The 16,898-nt window shown below is 53.5% G+C and carries 15 protein-coding genes; 8 read left to right on the forward strand and 7 right to left on the reverse strand.

Going from position 1 to position 16,898, the window contains the following annotated elements:
• Positions 1-54 precede the first annotated feature (54 nt).
• Entirely contained in the window at positions 55-528 is a 474-nt protein-coding gene (gene msrB, locus J4E70_RS07845) for a peptide-methionine (R)-S-oxide reductase MsrB (RefSeq protein ID WP_213888546.1), read from the reverse strand.
• A gap of 331 nt (positions 529-859) precedes the next feature.
• Between msrB and cobS the strand changes: the two genes are divergently transcribed.
• From cobS to J4E70_RS07870, 5 genes are read left to right on the forward strand one after another with little or no spacing between them, the layout of a single operon-like run.
• On the forward strand, positions 860-1,846 hold the full coding sequence (cobS, locus tag J4E70_RS07850; protein ID WP_213888547.1) for a cobaltochelatase subunit CobS: 987 nt from the start codon (positions 860-862) through the stop codon (positions 1,844-1,846).
• A 4-nt stretch (positions 1,847-1,850) separates the two neighbouring features.
• A complete protein-coding gene (locus J4E70_RS07855; protein ID WP_213888548.1) occupies positions 1,851-2,552 on the forward strand; it encodes an aspartate/glutamate racemase family protein in 702 nt (233 codons plus the stop codon).
• Positions 2,549-4,423, forward strand: a complete 1,875-nt coding sequence (gene cobT, locus J4E70_RS07860; RefSeq protein WP_213888549.1) for a cobaltochelatase subunit CobT — start codon at positions 2,549-2,551, stop codon at positions 4,421-4,423. Before J4E70_RS07855 ends, cobT begins: the two co-directional genes overlap by 4 nt.
• On the forward strand, positions 4,423-6,228 hold the full coding sequence (locus J4E70_RS07865) for an aminopeptidase P family protein (RefSeq protein ID WP_213888550.1): 1,806 nt from the start codon (positions 4,423-4,425) through the stop codon (positions 6,226-6,228). Before cobT ends, J4E70_RS07865 begins: the two co-directional genes overlap by 1 nt.
• Positions 6,229-6,287: 59 nt before the next feature.
• Entirely contained in the window at positions 6,288-6,629 is a 342-nt protein-coding gene (locus J4E70_RS07870) for a DUF427 domain-containing protein (protein WP_213888551.1), read from the forward strand.
• A gap of 98 nt (positions 6,630-6,727) precedes the next feature.
• Here the strand turns inward: J4E70_RS07870 and J4E70_RS07875 are convergent, their stop codons facing one another.
• Entirely contained in the window at positions 6,728-8,416 is a 1,689-nt protein-coding gene (locus J4E70_RS07875; RefSeq protein ID WP_213888552.1) for a chloride channel protein, read from the reverse strand.
• Positions 8,417-8,530: 114 nt separating this feature from the next.
• Here J4E70_RS07875 and J4E70_RS07880 point away from each other — a divergent pair, with 114 nt between their 5' ends.
• A complete protein-coding gene (locus J4E70_RS07880) occupies positions 8,531-9,904 on the forward strand; it encodes an FAD-binding oxidoreductase (RefSeq protein WP_213888553.1) in 1,374 nt (457 codons plus the stop codon).
• On the opposite strand, the gene J4E70_RS07885 is transcribed toward J4E70_RS07880, so the two are convergent.
• Entirely contained in the window at positions 9,870-10,574 is a 705-nt protein-coding gene (locus J4E70_RS07885) for an ArsR/SmtB family transcription factor (protein WP_213888554.1), read from the reverse strand. The two genes, J4E70_RS07880 and J4E70_RS07885, sit on opposite strands and share 35 nt — an antisense overlap.
• Before the next feature lie 74 nt (positions 10,575-10,648).
• Between J4E70_RS07885 and J4E70_RS07890 the strand changes: the two genes are divergently transcribed.
• Positions 10,649-10,978: an NIPSNAP family protein gene (locus J4E70_RS07890; RefSeq protein WP_213888555.1), complete on the forward strand. Its 330-nt coding sequence runs from the start codon at positions 10,649-10,651 to the stop codon at positions 10,976-10,978.
• Positions 10,975-11,319, forward strand: a complete 345-nt coding sequence (locus tag J4E70_RS07895; protein WP_213888556.1) for an antibiotic biosynthesis monooxygenase family protein — start codon at positions 10,975-10,977, stop codon at positions 11,317-11,319. Before J4E70_RS07890 ends, J4E70_RS07895 begins: the two co-directional genes overlap by 4 nt.
• 57 nt (positions 11,320-11,376) lie before the next feature.
• Here J4E70_RS07895 and recN read toward each other — a convergent pair whose 3' ends face one another.
• The 4 genes from recN to ftsZ all read right to left on the reverse strand — a co-directional run bounded on the left by recN (position 11,377) and on the right by ftsZ (position 16,742).
• Complete coding sequence (gene recN, locus J4E70_RS07900) at positions 11,377-13,026, reverse strand: DNA repair protein RecN (protein ID WP_213888557.1); 1,650 nt, start codon at positions 13,024-13,026, stop codon at positions 11,377-11,379.
• Between the two features lie 21 nt (positions 13,027-13,047).
• Positions 13,048-13,893 (reverse strand): outer membrane protein assembly factor BamD, encoded by an 846-nt coding sequence (locus J4E70_RS07905; RefSeq protein WP_213888558.1) that lies wholly within the window; start codon positions 13,891-13,893, stop codon positions 13,048-13,050.
• Positions 13,894-13,996: 103 nt separating this feature from the next.
• Positions 13,997-14,926 (reverse strand): UDP-3-O-acyl-N-acetylglucosamine deacetylase, encoded by a 930-nt coding sequence (lpxC, locus tag J4E70_RS07910; protein WP_213888559.1) that lies wholly within the window; start codon positions 14,924-14,926, stop codon positions 13,997-13,999.
• A gap of 223 nt (positions 14,927-15,149) precedes the next feature.
• Positions 15,150-16,742, reverse strand: a complete 1,593-nt coding sequence (ftsZ, locus tag J4E70_RS07915; protein WP_213888560.1) for a cell division protein FtsZ — start codon at positions 16,740-16,742, stop codon at positions 15,150-15,152.
• Between the last annotated feature and the right edge of the window lie 156 nt (positions 16,743-16,898).

Below are 16,898 nucleotides of genomic sequence, written 5' to 3' on the forward strand. Positions count from 1 at the left end.
GCGGTCCTTTTTTTATTCTGCGATAGGGGTCTTTGCGATTTTTTCGTGTTAGTTTTAGGCAGCCACAAAAATTAATGAAACGCCATTCAGACAATGCCGCATGCCTGTCGGCTCTGGCCCATCATCAAAGATGTGGCCCAAATGACTACCGCAACGGCGACAATGCGCTTCGGTTCGCGTGGTAAACAATGTGTTGTCCGCTTTCGTGGCAATCGCACCTGGCAAACTTTGGTAAAAGCTTGGCCAGCCGGTACCACTGTCATATTTGGCGGAAGAAGAATAAAGCGGCAGCTGGCAACCGCGGCAAATATAAGTTCCATCCGCATAGTTTTTATCATACGGGCTTGAAAAAGGTGCCTCTGTGCCCTCTCTGCGCATCACGCGGTACTGTAATGCGGATAGCCTGGCACGCCACTCTGCCGGTGTTCGAGTAACCTCAAAATTGCCTGTGTTCGCAAATGCGGGGCTGCACGTTGTTCCAATCAGGGCAAAAGCCGCTGTAGCAGAAAGAAAGTGACGACGCTTCATAGAATCCTCCTCCAATTGGGAGAAAGAATAGTAGGTTAGCCCTGTTCTGAGCAAGTGAACACCAAGCAAATCTGCGTGAGACCAGCGTTACTTTTTTTGACCAAACCAAGCGAAAAAAGCGTGAAAGCACGGATTCTGAGGCGGTTGAGCCTGGAATATTCGTTCATCATCGCCGCGCAAGACCAGATATTCGGACCTAAGTGTTAAACAAATGAATACTCCCTAAGTGATCCATTTCTGCCATTGCTCCCCTTGCACCTCCGTGAATTTTGTTGCACGACAATCGCGTTGCTTTGCTTGGGGCAGGCAACAAAGTCTGGAAGGATACGTCATGGCAGATGGCACAACTGATGTCGCAGCAAAACCAACTGAAGAAATCTCTGTACGCGAGGTTTTTGGAATCGACACCGATATGGTTGTCAAAGGCTTTGCAGATCGCAGTGATCGGGTGCCCGAAATTGACGCCACTTACAAATTTGATCCTGATACAACACTGGCAATTCTTGCCGGGTTTTCCCACAACCGCCGTGTCATGATTCAAGGCTACCACGGCACCGGGAAGTCGACACATATCGAACAGGTGGCTGCTCGCCTGAGTTGGCCTTGTGTGCGCGTTAACCTTGATAGCCATATCAGCCGGATCGACCTTATCGGTAAAGACGCAATCAAGCTGCGCGACGGCAAACAGGTGACTGAATTTCATGAAGGCATCCTTCCTTGGGCGCTGCGCAATCCGGTTGCGATTGTTTTTGATGAATATGATGCTGGCCGCGCCGACGTGATGTTCGTTATTCAGCGTGTGCTGGAACATGACGGCAAGCTTACGTTGCTTGACCAGAACGAAATCATCACCCCGAACCCGAACTTTCGCCTGTTTGCCACTGCAAACACCGTTGGATTGGGGGACACGACCGGGCTTTATCACGGTGTGCAACAAATCAACCAGGCCCAGATGGACCGCTGGTCGCTTGTCGCAACGCTGAACTACCTGAGTCACGATGCTGAAACACAGATTGTGCTTGCGAAGAACCCGCTGTTCAACAATGAAAAGGGCCGACAAACCATTAGCCAGATGGTTACAGTGGCCGACCTGACCCGCACGGCCTTTATGAACGGGGACTTGTCGACAGTGATGAGCCCGAGAACCGTGATCAACTGGGCTCAGAACACCCATATCTTCCGCAATATCGGCTATGCTTTCCGTCTGTCCTTCCTCAACAAATGCGACGAGCTTGAGCGCCAGACGGTAGCGGAATTCTATCAGCGGTGCTTTGACGAAGAACTGCCGGAAAGTGCCGCATCAAGCGCGATGGTCTGAGTAAATGCATATCGGTCTGATCGGTGGCATCGGAGTTGCAGCAACTGTTGTTTACTATCAACGTCTTACGGCGGCGATAGAAGCACAGGGTGGCGCCCTCGAACTGACCATCGTTCATGCTAATGTACATGAGCTGATCAAGAACAACCTAGCGGATGACCGGGAAACACAAGCTGAAATTTATGCTCGTTTAATTGATCGTCTTGCAGCCGCCGGATGTGATTGCGCCGCAATAACCTCGCTTGGTGGACATTTCTGTTTTGAAGAAACCGAAGCCCGCAGCGCCTTGCCTTTGATATCTGGCGTTACCCCGCTTGATGATTTTTTTGTCGAACAGGGCATTAAGAAAGCAGGGATTCTAGGCACCCGTGTTGTCATGCGTACACGGCTCTACGGGCAAATTAATAAAACCGGGGCAACCGCCTTGGATGACTATATTGAGCACCTTGGCCAGACATATCAGGACATGGCTGTTGCCGGTTTCTGTACAGATGAACAGCGTGCAACGCTTGTGAATGCGGGTGCCCGCATGGTACGCGATCAGGGGGCCGATGCGGTGGTGCTCGCAGGAACCGATTTGAACCTCGCGTTTAATGGGCAGAACACGGGCTACCGGGTGATTGATGCGCTTGACGTTCACGTCGACCAATTGGCGAAACTAGCACTGGGTGTTATCACTCTGGATGATGTGAAGACCGGCAAATGAATAAACCAACAGATAACCCAGCTGAGCCGTTCAAGAAGGCTCTTGCAGAAGCCACCAAAGTGCTGGCCGATGACGCTGAGCTTTCGGTCACTTACTCTGTTGATCCTCCTGGCAAGACGGAAGATTCAGTCCGTTTACCGCAAGTCACACGCCGCATGACGCGTGACGAAGTTCTGCTTGCCCGTGGCACTGCAGATGCTTTGGCGATGAAGCACAAGCACCACGACCTGACGACACATAACCGCTATCTGCCTCAGGGTCAGATGGCGCGTGATCTTTACGAGGCTATGGAAACCGCGCGCTGCGAAGCCGTGGGCGCACGCCAAATGCCCGGCACCTTGTCTAACATTGATGCAAAGATTGCGACCGATGCGACCCGCAAAGGCTATGAACAGATAACTGAACGTGGTGATGCACCGCTTTCTGTGGCGGCTGGATATCTGGTACGTCATCTGGCGACTGGGCGCGACCTGCCTGCAGGTGCTGAAAATGTGATGGAACTCTGGCGCGGTTTCATTGAACAACAGGCTGGCGGAACACTTGAAGATCTGTCTTCAAACCTTTCTGATCAAACGGCTTTCGCTAAATTTACCCGGCAAGTTATAGAAGACCTTGGATACGGTGACCAACTGGGTGATGACCCGGACAACGAAGATGAGGATTCAAGCGAAGACGCTGAAGAAAATCAGGACGACGACGAAAACCCGGATAGTCAGGGTCAAGATGATGAATCGGAAGAAGCCGAAGCATCGCCCGAAGAATCTCAGGAAGAACAGCAAGATTCCGGTCAGGCTCAAGTCTCGCTTGATGAAATGGCCGATATGGAACAGGGCGACGAAACGGAATTGCCCGAAGGCGATGCTCCGATGGAGCCACCCCCGCCTGCACCTGCATCGGATGCTGACCCGAACTATACCATCTATTCAACTGAATTTGATGAAGAAGTCAAAGCCGAAGACTTGGCGGAACCTGCGGAACTTGAACGTCTGCGTGCCTATCTGGACCAACAGCTTGAACCCTTGAAAGGGGCGGTTAGCCGTCTTGCCAACAAATTGCAGCGCCGCCTGCAAGCACAGCAAAACCGCAGTTGGGAGTTTGATCTGGAAGAGGGCATTCTCGACGCAGGCCGCCTTGCCCGAGTAGTCGCGAACCCAACAACCCCGCTTAGCTTCAAAATGGAACGCGATACAGAATTTCGCGATACCGTTGTCACCCTGCTGCTTGATAATTCCGGCTCCATGCGCGGACGCCCCATTTCCATTGCCGCCATTTGTGCAGATGTTCTGGCGCGTACGCTGGAACGTTGTCAGGTCAAAGTCGAAATTCTGGGCTTCACAACACGTGCCTGGAAAGGTGGGCAAAGCCGCGAAGGCTGGCTGGCCGAAGGGCGCCCACAACAACCCGGACGCCTGAATGACCTTCGTCACATCATTTATAAATCCGCAGATGCGCCATGGCGGCGTGCACGACCCAATCTTGGCCTTATGATGAAGGAAGGCCTGCTCAAAGAAAACATAGACGGCGAAGCGCTGGAATGGGCACATCGGCGTATGACCGGTCGCCCTGAAGTCAGGAAAATCCTTATGGTTATCTCTGACGGTGCACCGGTTGACGACTCAACTTTGTCCGTTAACCCTGCTAATTATTTGGAAAAACACCTTCGCGACGTGATCGCCATGGTCGAGAAACGAAATGCTGTTGAACTGCTTGCAATCGGCATCGGCCACGATGTGACACGTTACTACGAACGTGCCGTCACAATCACCGATGTCGAACAACTCGCCGGTGCTATCACCGAACAGCTTGCAGCGCTTTTTGACAATGATCCACGCGCCCGCGCCCGGTTTTTGGGAATAAAGCGGGCGGTCTGATGTTCCAGAGCTTTGAAATTCGCACCCACCCCAAAGATGGCCCACCACGCCTTGCGGCACTTAGAGCAGAACTGGTTGCGGAACCTCTGGATGGCTTTCTCGTGCCACGTGCGGATGCCCATCAGGGTGAATATGTTGCCGATCATGACGGTCGCCTAAGTTGGCTTACCGGATTCACCGGGTCAGCAGGGTTTTGCGCTGTTCTTACAGACCGCGCGGGGGTGTTCATTGACGGGCGTTACCGCGTTCAGGTGAAATCGCAAGTTGACCTTGAGCATTTCACGCCTGTGCCATGGCCCGAAACAAAACTTGGGAATTGGTTGAAAGAGGCCCTGCCAGATGGAGGGACCATTGGCTATGACCCTTGGTTGCATGCCTATAACGAAATCGAAACGCTCAGTGAACTGCTGAAGGTTAGCGGAATTTCACTGCAAACCAGCGGAAATCTGGTGGATCGCATTTGGCATGACCAGCCGCCCCCACCGCTTGGCAAAGTTGAGGTTTACCCGGCTGAATTGGCTGGCGAAAGCCATAAAGACAAACGCAAGCGGCTCGCCAAAGCTTTGATCGACTCAGGCCAAAGTGCCGCCATCATCACCCTGCCCGATAGTCTGGCATGGCTTTTGAACATTCGCGGCTCCGATATTGCACATAACCCGGTGGCGCATGGGTTTGCGATCTTGCATGCAGACTCAAGTGTTGATTTGTTTATCGACGCAGCCAAGCTTGATGAAAATGTCAACGTTCATCTGGGCGCAGATGTGCGAGTTCACGCCCCTGCAGCCTTTGCAGTCACCCTGGCGTCCCTCTCGGGAAAGATTCTGGTCGATAAAAACACTGTTCCAATGCAGGTCATTCACACGCTTGAGACTGCAAAAATTCACACCGTATTTGATCGTGATCCCTGCATTTTGCCAAAGGCGCGGAAAAACCCTGCCGAAATTGCTGGCTCTGCCGAGGCCCATTTGCGCGACGGTGCCGCAATGGTCGAGTTCCTGCATTGGCTTGATCAGGAGGCCCCAAAGGGCGCGCTCACAGAAATTGACGTTGTTAAGAAGTTGGAAGGTTTTCGTCGCGCAACAAATGCACTGCGGGACATCAGTTTTGAAACAATCTCCGGTGCCGGGCCGAACGGCGCAATCATTCACTACAGGGTGAACGAGGAATGCAACCGCAACATCACCTCCGGCGAACTACTGCTGGTTGACAGCGGCGGCCAGTATCTGGACGGCACAACAGACATCACGCGCACAATCGCAATTGGCGAGATTGGTGAAGATGAAAAGATCTGCTTTACCAGAGTCTTACAGGGAATGATCGCCGTGTCCCGCGCCCGTTGGCCCAAAGGTGTTGCCGGTCGTGATCTGGACAGTCTCGCACGTTATCCGCTTTGGCTGGCTGGTCAGGACTATGACCATGGTACCGGCCACGGTGTTGGGGCGTTTTTAAGCGTTCATGAAGGCCCCGTCCGGATCGCGCGCACGTCCGACCTGCCGCTTGAATCCGGTATGCTGTTATCGAACGAACCCGGTTACTACCGCGAAGGCGCCTTTGGCATCCGGATCGAAAACCTCATCGTTGTAGAACCTGCAACGGATCTGCCCGGGGCTGATAACCGCGAGATGCTGGCTTTTCGCACGTTGACCTATGTGCCAATCGACCGCCGCCTGATTGTATCTGATATGCTTTCGACCAATGAGCGCGACTGGGTCAACCAATATCATGCAGATACACGCCGCTTCCTGTCGCCACGTCTCTCAAAAGAAGCAAGAGAATGGCTTGACGCCGCGACCCAACCTCTGTGACACTGATTTGTTGCGTTTTCTTTGTTAGATTGCGCAGCAAGTTTTAGAGGTGGGAAAAGATGACTGATCACATTCATATTCGAAAAGCAGACGGCACATGGGTTGTCCGCGCGGGCGGCGCCGTTTTGGCAGAATCCAAAAACGCTCTGGAACTTTCAGAGGGCAGCTATCCACCGGTGATCTACTTCCCGCGCGCGGATATCGCGATGGCGTTTGTTGAACCGTCCGCAACCACCTCTCATTGCCCACATAAGGGCGATGCAAGCTATCATTCGATCCAGACCAAAAGCGTGCTTATCGATGACGCCGCATGGTCATATGAAAACCCAACAGAAAATGTTTCGCGGATAAAGGGCCACCTTGCGTTTTATCCGGAGAAAGTAGCTGTGGAACAACTTTAAGCTCTTTATTCAACACTTTCTTTTTCCAAGAAATATCCTCGCCGAAGGCATAGAATCTTTTAGATGGACCTTCCCATTCAAAGCGCTGGTCTTGAGCTTCAGGAATGCTCTTCTGCGGCTGTTTCCATCAAAGCTTTGTTATACGCCCTAAGCGCATCAACCTGAAACAACGCACCCCAAAGCTCGGGAGGCTGATCTTCCCCCCCCAAAGTGACCACTGGAATGAAGGGCAGCCCAGATTTTTCAAAGATTGGCATAGCTGCCTCAAGCGTTGCGTTACCATCGACATAAACGCCCTGTTCGATCAGCTCCCAACAGGCGTCATCCGTTGCACCGTCTTCCTGCCCTTTGGCACGCATCACCTGGGCAACATTGAACGTCGCCAAGAGATAGGCCTGAGGTCCGGCTGCAAGATGAACATTTCGTCGTTCAAGCTGTGTCAGGAAAAACGACCGATCCACGAGGCGGCTCGCCAGCGCCGTAGACAGCGATACGGATACCATGACAGCAAGTCCAGTCTGCCAGTCCCCCGTCAGTTCAAACACGATCAGCGTCGTTGAAATGGGTGCGCCAAGCACCGCTGCTGCAACCGCGCCCATCCCAGCCAAGGCGTAAAGCGTTTCCGAACCAGAAACATTCGGCAGTATTCCGGTTGCCACAATTCCAAAAGCGAGTCCTGTCAGCGCACCAAGCATCAACGAAGGGGAAAAAACCCCTCCCCCCATGCGTCCGGCTAAAGTGATCGCAACAGCCGCCGTTTTTAAAACCGCAAAGATCACCACTTCATGAAACAACAGCTTACCGGTCAATGCTGCAGACGTGGTTTCATAACCAACCCCAATGATATGCGGATACCAGATTGCCATTGCCCCAAGCAGTGCGCCAGCAATCATCGGGCGCGCCCAACGCGGAATATGCAAGCGCGCCTGTATATGGTCGCCGATGTCCTCTGCCCAGAAGATCGCCCACATCAGCGCGACAGCCACAAGGCCCGACACCAGCCCGAGAATCAGAAATGCCGGCAACTCGACATAAAACGCGATCGCACCATCAACCGGCAACATGAACTCGGTAACATCCCCAAATTCCAGACGGCTGATCACGGTACCCGCAACACTGGCAATAACAATTGGCGCAAAGGCATGCACCGCAAAGTGGCGCAGCACGACCTCAAGCGCGAAAAGGGCACCGGCAATCGGGGCATTGAAAGACGCCGAAACCGCAGCGGCCACTGAACATCCCAGCAGATCACGCCCGGTGATTCCGTCGGCATGTATGCGGTTTGACACCCAGCTTGAAATCACTCCCGCAAGGTGAACGACAGGCCCTTCCCGGCCACTGGAACCGCCCGATGAAAGCGTCACGAGCGAGGCAAAGGCAGAGGCCAGACCCGCGCGCTTTTCAACGCGCCCTTCCCGCAGAGCAGCCCCTTCAATCACATCCGCAACAGCGCGTGCCCGCCCATCGGGCGTGAACCAATGCAAAACCAGCCCAGTCAATAGCCCGCCAAGGATTGGGATTATTAATATCCAGTACCAGGGTAGAGTTTCCGCAAACGTATGCAGCATGCGCACATCTTCAGTTCCATAAAGTGCCGTTTGAACGGCCGAAACGCCTTTGCGAAAAAACAGCGCTGCAAAGCCAGCGCAAATACCAATCAGCAATGCAATGAACCAGAATTGAATTTGGCTTGGTCCACGTTTGAGCAAGACCTGCCAGCCTTGGCGGAGTGCGCGGACGGCCTGGTCTTTTTGCTGCACGATCAGGGATTTGCCCTGTTCTGCCATCTAGCACCTACCTTATTGTGCGGTCCAATAACGACCGGTTTCTATTTTTGCAGGCTTTCCCATGTTACCAGCTTGGCCTAGGGTCCTTCCGGTTACAACTTGAACGAGGCGACAATGTCCATCCAGTCCGCAATTGCCGAGCTTTCTCTTGTTTTAGGCGATAGGCTATCCTCAGCAAAGCCCGATCTTGAGCTTCACGGTCAAAGTGAGACACATTTCACTACAATGCCGCCTGATGCTGTTGCCTATCCGGAGAACACAGATGAGGTCAGCAAGATCGTGAGAATTTGCGCAGCTCAAGACTGCCCGGTCATTGGCTGGGGCGCAGGCACATCATTGGAAGGGCATACTTCGGCTTTTCGCGGCGGGGTCTGCGTTGATTTTTCTCGCATGAACAAAGTCTTGGTTGTCAATGCTGAAGACATGGATGTTGTCGTACAACCCGGCATAACCCGTGAAGACCTGAACACGGATCTGCGCGCGACCGGGTTGTTCTTCCCGGTTGATCCCGGGGCCAACGCTTCGATCGGTGGCATGGCGGCAACACGGGCCAGCGGAACAACAGCCGTGCGCTATGGCACGATGCGGGACAATGTTCGCGCGCTTGAGGTCGTGCTCGCTGACGGAAGGATCATTCGAACTGGCAGCCGGGCGCGAAAATCCTCTGCCGGATATGACCTGACCAGCTTGTTCGTCGGTTCCGAAGGCACACTTGGGTTGATCACCGAACTGACGCTCAAGCTTCAGGGACAACCCGAGGCGGTTGCCTCTGCGATATGCGCCTTTGATGCAATCGAAGATGCGGTGAACACAGTTATCACGACCATCCAAATGGGGATTCCGATGGCGCGGATCGAGTTTGTCGACAGCGCCACCGCTACCGCTTTCAACATATATGCCGGGGCGAACATGCCTGAAGTACCGCATCTGTTAGTCGAGTTTCACGGTTCAGACACATCTGCTTCTGAAGATGCGCGCCGATTTGGCGAAATCGTCGATGACATGGGCGGCAAGGGATTTGAATGGTCAACCAAGGCAGAAGACCGGCGTGCGTTATGGGCCATGCGCCACAACGCCTACTACGCCTGCCTCGCATTGCGCAGAGGGGCGACAGCGCTTGTCACCGATATCTGTGTTCCGATTTCCCGTCTTGCCGAGGCCATTGAAGAAACCCGTGCAGATATCACAAATAGTTCGATTCCCGGCCCAATTCTGGGCCATGTCGGCGACGGCAATTTTCACGCGATCCTGTTGGTTGAGCCGGGCAACACCAAAGAACTCGAGGTTGCCAAGGACCTGTCCCACCGCATGGCGGAACGTGCGCTGCGGCTGGGCGGCACAATTACTGGAGAACATGGGGTCGGTATGGGTAAGCTTGACTATATGCAGGCTGAACATGGTGACGGGTGGGCTGTCATGGGAGATATCAAACGCAGCCTAGACCCGAAAAACATCATGAACCCGGGGAAGGTTTTGAAGCTAAATTAAGCCAATCCAACATTTCAGATTTGCCTGCAGTAGAAAAAGCAACAACACGGCTATCTGGTAAACGGCGAGCCCAGCCTTTCTTGAAAATCTCTTGTAACAGCGCCTTTCCAAGACCCCCGGCCAGATGGTGACGCCGCATGCTCCAGTCAAGACAGCTTCTGCAAACGGGGCGGCGCTGCGATTCTAGTTCATCCATATCAAGACCAAAGCGCGTCAATGCCAGCCGTCCAGAATTGCTTAGTTTCAATGAGGCTTCACCATTCGACATCCACCCAAGTGCCTTCGCTCTGTCAAACAAGGTAACCCCTATTTCACCCGCCAGATGGTCATAACAAACACGGGCGTAGCGTAGTGCGGGGTCTCGCGGGCCAGGGCGAGCACGGTGGCCCGTGCGGTGTGCTGAAATACCCATCAATGCTTCAAGCACCGCTCCTACATCTGAACCAGTCAGACGGAAATAGTGGTGCCGGCCCTGCACTTCACGCGTCAGCAGTTGGCCTTCGACAAGGCGGGCAAGATGCGTGCTCGCCGTTTGTTTCGTAACTCCCGCCTCGGTTGCTAACTCGGTCGCGGTTAGTGCGCGACCGTCCATCAACGCCACCAACATATTTGCGCGGGCAGGATCACCGATCAGTGATGCAGTCAGAGCTATGTCAGGGCCTTCTTTCATAGTTCGACGGTAACCGAACCATTGTCGAATCTCAAGATGCTAAGACACTTTGTACAACTTAGAGGAACTGATCCATGATTACCTGTTTTATCCGCTACGAAATTGATCACTTCAAACGCGACGCGTTTTGCAGATACGCACAAAACTGGGGAAAGGCGATTCCCGAGTGTGGCGCTGATTTAGTCGGTTATTTTGCACCACACGAAGGATCTGCCACGACGGCCTACGGCGTTTATACATTACCGTCGCTTGCGGAATATGAGGCGTACCGTGCCCGGCTTGCCGTCCATCCATTGGGACAGCAAAACTATGCCTTTGCAAAGAGTGAGCAGTTTATCCGTCGCGAGGACCGCATATTCCTGTCATGTGCATCCAAACCACACGCCCAAAGGAAACCCTTATGATTGCAGTAATATTCGAAGTTCAGCCCGCCGAAGAGCAACGCTCTGTCTACTTTGATATTGCGTCAGGGCTACGCGCGAAGCTGGAAGAAATAGACGGCTTCATTTCGGTTGAGCGTTTCGAAAGCCTTGTCACCCCGAACAAGATATTGTCGCTGTCATTCTGGCGTGATGAAGCCGCCGTGATACGCTGGCGTAAGACTGAACAACACCGTGCAGCACAATCCGTGGGGCGTCGAAAGGTATTTGCAGACTATCGACTGCGGGTTGCCAATGTATTGCGAGATTACGGCATGGATCAACGTGCGCAAGCGCCCGGGGACAGTCAAGATTTCCACGACTGATCTACTCTTTTTAGATTTAGGATTCTAACAGTCATATCCGGAGCGATGTTTGCATTTCTATCCAGCGAGCAAAGCCGCTGCCGCTGCCCGTGCCTGTTCTGTCACCGTATCACCTGACAGCATGCGCGCTATCTCATCTATCCGGTCGTGCGGATTGAGTGGGACCACGGTCGATGTGGTCTGGGCATCTTTCACGTGCTTCTCTACCCGCCAATGATGGCCACCCAAGGCTGCAACCTGCGGAGAATGAGTCACCACCAGCACCTGTGTCCCATTGGCAAGCGTTGACAGGCGCCGCCCTACCGCATCCGCCGTCGCCCCGCCGACACCTCTATCAATTTCATCAAAGATCATTGTCAGGCCAGAAGCGCCGGAAGTAAGACAGACTTTAAGCGCCAACAGGAACCTTGAAAGTTCGCCCCCCGAGGCGATCTTATTTAACGGGCCCGAAGGTGCGCCGGGGTTGGTTGCAACGGTAAACGCAACGGAATCACGGCCTTCCGGCCCTGCGGGTGCTTCGGTAATTTCGGTCACAAATATCGCGCGCTCCATTTTCAGCGGTGCCAGTTCTTTTGCCATAGCGCGATCCAGGAGTTGCGCTGAGTCTCGGCGAGCTTTGCTTAGCTTGGTTGCTGCTGCGTCATATTCAGTTTCCGCATCGCGCACAGCTTGTTGTTTACTGCTCATTTCAGTTGCGCTGTTATCAAGCGCATCCAGTTTAACGCGCAGTTGCGTTGCAAAAGTTCCAAGATCATCGGGCAATACGTCGTGTTTACGCGCAAGACCGCGAATAGCGAAAAGGCGTTCTTCTGCCTCTTCCAGCTCTGATGGGTTAAAAATCAGTGCCTGAAGACATTGTTCCACACCGCTCTGAGCATTTCCAAGTTCTGACAATGCGCGGTACAAAGCCTCGGTCGCCTCTTCAAGCTGTCCCTCTGCCTGTTCGGCCACCTCTTCAAGCCAGCGCAGGGCGTCCCCTATTTTGCTCTCAGCCCCTTCCAGACCTAGTGCATTCTGCGCTTTGACGATATCTTCGCGAATACGTTCTGACGCCTGCATCATTCGGCGACGTGCGTCCAATGCTGCTTCCTCGCCCGGTTGCGGATCAAGCAAGTCAAATTCACTGACTGCGTGACGCAGGAAATCTTCTTCGGCGCGGACTGTTTCAAGTGCGTCTTCGGCGGTTTGCAGGTCTTTCTTTGCATCTGAAAGCGCCCGCCATGCCGACCGGCATGTTCCGACCTTTGTGGCCAACCCCGCATAATCATCCAGCAACAGCCGGTGGCCGCGTGGATTGAGCAAACCACGATCATCGTGCTGTCCGTGAAGCTCTACCAAGGTATCAGAAAGCTGGCGCAGCACCTCGCCTGAACAGCGTCGGTCATTGACCCATGCGGTTTTGCGCCCGTCACGTCCGTTTGTGCGGCGCAGGATCAGCTCTTCGCCATCTGGCAAGCCAGCCTCTTCAAGAATCTGATGGGCGGGGTGGTCTTCTTCAAGGTCGAACCACGCAACAACCTCGCCCTGTTCAGCACCAGTGCGCACAAGCTCTGCGCGTCCACGCCAGCCAAGTACGAATCCAAGTGCATCCAGCAGAATCGACTTTCCTGCTCCGGTCTCTCCTGTCAGAACATTGAGGCCCGGCTGAAACTCCAGTTCCAGGCGGTCAATGATCAACATGTCCCGGACGTCCAGTCCTCTGAGCATCGGTCCTCCGCGCGCTCTGGATCAGAGCCATTGGCCCTTAACAGTCTGGCGATAAATCTGTGCCAGCCAGCCGCCGCCGCGTGCTTCTGGCGCCAGTCCCCGCCCTGTCAGCAAGGCATAGCTGTCCTCGTAGAACGCGCTGGACTGGAAGTTATGGCCCAATATTGCAGCTGCAGTTTGGGCTTCCGCATTCAACCCGAGTGACAAGTAGCTTTCAACCAGCCGATGCAATGCTTCTGCGGTATGGCTGGTTGTCTGGAACTGCTCTACCACAACACGGAATCGATTTATCGCTGCTGTATAGTGGCCCCGTGCAAGGTAATACCGCCCGATCTCCATTTCCTTGGCAGCGAGGTGATCAAAGGCCAGGTCAAACTTGAGAATCGCCGAACGCGCATATTCACTGTCTGGATAGCGTTCAATTACTGTTCTTAGCGATTGAAGCGCCTGAAACGTCAGACCCTGGTCACGACCGATTTTATCAATCTGGTCATAGTAACTTAGCGCGAGAAGGTATTGCGCATAGGCTGCATCTTCGTCAGCTGGATAAAAGTCGATGTACCGTTGGGCTGCAGCACGGCTGTTTTCGTAATCGCGGTCTTTGTGATATCCGAAAGCCTGCATTATAAGGGCGCGTTTTGCGAATTCCGAATAAGGATACAAACGCTCGACTTCGCCAAACAGGCGTGTCGCCTCATCAGCTTTACGCCGATTTTCAAGCTCAAACTCTGCTTGTTCAAAAATTTCCTGTGCGGACATCTCTTCAATTTCGCGCTCGCGATTACGCTCGCCGCGTCCACACGCCGTCACCAAAACCAGTGCCAACAAAATTCCGACTGTCCTAAACGAAGACCTGCCGCGTGCCATCACCCGCCTACCCCACTTGAATATCAAAAAGGACCAGTTGTCCTAATATGTCAGGAGTTTCCTAGCACAGAAAAATCCGGTGCAAAACGACTTTACGCGGTTTTTAACACGCATGCGCCATGGCAGGAATATCAGAAGGCCGCACACCCACGCCCGGAAGCCGTGCAGCCATGGTTTCATCGCAGACAACCATCCGGAATGAGTCAGGTTGCGCGAAAAGCGCGCGCAAGAGTTTATTGGTCAGAGCATGCCCCGCACGATGCCCGGAATAGCGTGCCATCAAAGGAGCACCCGCCAAGGCAAGATCACCAAGTGCATCCAGCATTTTGTGGCGAACAGCCTCATCCGTGTGACGCAAACCACCGGGGCTCAGAACTTCAGCGCCATCCACTACGACAGCATTGTCAAGCGTACCGCCCAATGCAAGCCCATTGGCGTGCATCACATCTACATCGACCTGACGGCAGAAGGTCCGGCTATCGCACAATTCGCGCACGAAACTGCCGTTTGCCATGTTCAGTGTTTTGGTCTGACGGCCAATCGCTGAGTCGGCAAAGTCGATATGAAAATCAATATAAAGCGTATCGGACGGATCAAGTCTCGCAGTTGCATCACCGTCACGAACTTCGACGGGCGCAAGCACCTCAATCGCACGTACCGGTGCATCAAGACGACGCAGACCCTGTGCAACGATTCCTTCCACAAACGGAACGGCGCTACCATCAAGGATAGGAATTTCCGGGCCATCTACTTCGACAAGAGCGTTATGAACGCCACACCCCGACAAAGCCGCCATGATGTGTTCTATTGTGGAAACTTCGACACCGGCTTCATTGGAAATTCGGGTACACAGTTTTACGCCCGGCAAAACCTGATCCCAGCGCGCAGCGATAAGGGCGTTCGAATCAACATCCGTTCTGCGAAACCAGATCCCGTATTCAGCAGACGCAGGATGAATCGTCACCCGGGCCGCGGCACCGGAATGAAGCCCGACTCCATCGAAGCGAACTGGCGATTTGATCGTTGTTTGCAAAACAAACCCCTTCAGCAAAGCACGGCACGTATCAGTGGCCGGCACCGTTGAGGTAAATGCAGAGGGCCAATAGCTCAACTCAATCTTTGCAACGTTCTGAAACATCGTAAATTAATATGCGCGATAAATTGCCGAAAAATTTATGAAGGTGATATAAATCACTGTTTATAAATAAAAAAAAGCCGGATAAATCCGGCCTTTCTTTAACATTTATTAAACCGACTCAGTTGGCTTGACGGCGGAGAAACGCCGGAATTTCGATGCGTTCCTGCTCAGGATCAGTCTCGGAATCGCTCTCGTAAGACTGAACCGGCGGTTGACGTCGCGTCGACTGGCTCTGTGTTTCGCCAGGTTCGGTGCCATGCCCCGTCATCCGATTGATCAAAGAATTGATACCAAATCTAGGGCGGTTTTCTGCCCTTGGCTGCGTTTGTTCCGGCTCACGGCGAGGTGCCATGCTTTGTGTTGCGGGAGCCTTTTGCACAGCGGCCTGCAACCTCGCAATCGCCTCGGGCGATGGCGTACCCGGCGTCGGGGCCCGTGGTGCAACAAACTCGGTCGCCTCTGCACGTGCGTCGAACTGCGAATCAGACGCTTCTGATTGTGGCTTATAGGCGGGTGGTGGAAGATCGTCGCTTTCATCAAAGTCGTCAAAAATATCTTCCGCCTGTTCTTCCGCTGCGGCTGTTTGCGCATCCAAATCTTCGAACAGGGATTGTTCTGGTTCAGATACTGATTCGGCAACGAATTCAGCTTCTGCATACTCCTCTTGTTCTTCAGTCGCGTGTTGTTTTGGCTGAAGAGGCTCTGCCATACGGCGGCGTGCGACCGGAACTTCCGGAACAATTTCGCTTGCGTCGATTCCCGTCGCAACAACAGAAACGCGCATCATACCTTCCATGGAAGTATCCAAAGTAGAGCCGACAATAATGTTCGCCTCTGCATCCACTTCTTCCCGAATGCGATTTGCTGCTTCGTCAAGCTCAAACAGCGTAAGATCGTAGCCGCCAGTGATGTTGATAAGAACACCACGTGCGCCACGCAGGCTGATCTCATCAAGCAATGGATTGGCAATCGCTTTTTCCGCTGCCTGAATAGCGCGATCTTCACCTTCTGATTCGCCGGTTCCCATCATCGCTTTGCCCATCTCATCCATCACAGCACGGACATCAGCAAAGTCGAGATTGATCAAACCGGGCCGAACCATTAGATCGGTCACGCCTTTAACGCCCTGATACAGAACATCATCTGCCATGCTAAACGCTTCGGTGAAGGTGGTTTTTTCATTGGCCAGACGGAACAGGTTTTGGTTTGGGATGATGATCAGCGTATCGACAACCTTTTGAAGCGCGTCAACGCCGTCTTCGGCCTGTTTCATCCGTTTGATTCCCTCAAACTGAAAAGGCTTCGTCACAACACCAACTGTCAGCACACCAAGCTCGCGCGCGGCTTGCGCGATAATCGGTGCCGCGCCGGTACCGGTGCCCCCACCCATACCAGCAGTGATGAAACACATATGCGCCCCAGCCAGATGATCGACGATTGCTTCGATCGTTTCTTCGGCGGCGGCGGCACCAACTGCAGGCCGGGCGCCAGCGCCCAGACCTTCAGTAACTTTAACACCCATCTGGATTTTCGCCCCAGATTTGCTGGACTGCAGCGCCTGGGCATCGGTGTTCGCCACAACAAACTCGACGCCTTCAAGCTGCTTATCGATCATATTGTTCACGGCGTTGCCGCCCGCACCACCTACGCCAAAAACCGTAATACGTGGTTTCAAATCATCCTGCCCTGGCATCATGAGGTTCAATGTCATCGATTTATCCGCCTGTGTGTTAACTTACTCTGTTGGCAATTTGCCCCTAATCCACGTCAATCCTACCGTTACAAAGCCGCAACGTCACCTAAAAAACACCCAAAAGACACAAAATATAGACATTTTTGGGGCGGCTTCGGCGGGATTTCGCCGGGT

Origin of the sequence: Pseudohalocynthiibacter aestuariivivens, from assembly GCF_018457175.1 — a bacterium.
Classification (GTDB): domain Bacteria; phylum Pseudomonadota; class Alphaproteobacteria; order Rhodobacterales; family Rhodobacteraceae; genus Pseudohalocynthiibacter; species Pseudohalocynthiibacter aestuariivivens.